Here is a 728-nt window from a genome sequence, read left to right on the forward strand (position 1 = left end):
TCATTCTTGTCGTACTCGCGTCTCCCAGTCGGACAGGATCGCCCGCAGGGATTGTTGTGTTGTGATGACTGGCGACCATCCGGTGGTTTTGGCCAGTTTTGCGTGGCTGCCGCAAACGCGGCGCTGATCGGCGCGACGCATGCGCGCCGGGTCCTGAACCAGTTGCATCTGGACTTCGGCCAGATCGCCCAACTGTTCGATGAGGCTGCGAATGCTTTGCTCGCGCCCTGAGCAGATGTTGTAAACCTGCCCCGGCTGGCCTTTTTCCAGCAGGGCGAAATAGGCCGATACGACGTCGCCGACATCAAGGAAATCACGCGTCACGTCGATATCGCCGACTTCCAGTTGCGGGGCTTGCAGGCCTTGTTTGATGCGATTGATCTGGCGTGCAGCGCTGGCGATGACGAAGCTGTCTTTCTGCCCGGTGCCGATGTGGTTGAACGGGCGCGCCACCAGCACCGGCCAGTGTTCGCTCAAGCCCCATTGCAGGCTGAGGAACTCCGCCGAGAGTTTGCTCACGGCGTAAGGGTTGCGCGGGCAGGGGGGGTGTTGCTCGGTAATCGGCATATCGCTTTCGCCCACCTGGCCGTAGACGTCGCCGGAACTGACATACAGAAAAGTGCCTGCGAAGCCACGAGCCTTGAGCGCCTGCAGCAGGTTGAGGGTGCCGAAAACATTGATTTCGAGGGTGCGGGCCGGATCGCGGAACGCTTCGGGGACGAAGGTCT

1 protein-coding gene is annotated in these 728 nt (G+C 61.0%); it reads right to left on the reverse strand.

Features of this window, described 5'->3' with window-relative positions; genetic code table 11:
* Positions 1-728: GDP-mannose 4,6-dehydratase (locus AACY49_RS29780; RefSeq protein WP_339527770.1), on the reverse strand; the 728-nt coding region annotated here is incomplete at its 5' end.

The organism is Pseudomonas sp. EL_65y_Pfl2_R96, from assembly GCF_963970905.1.
Lineage (GTDB): Bacteria > Pseudomonadota > Gammaproteobacteria > Pseudomonadales > Pseudomonadaceae > Aquipseudomonas.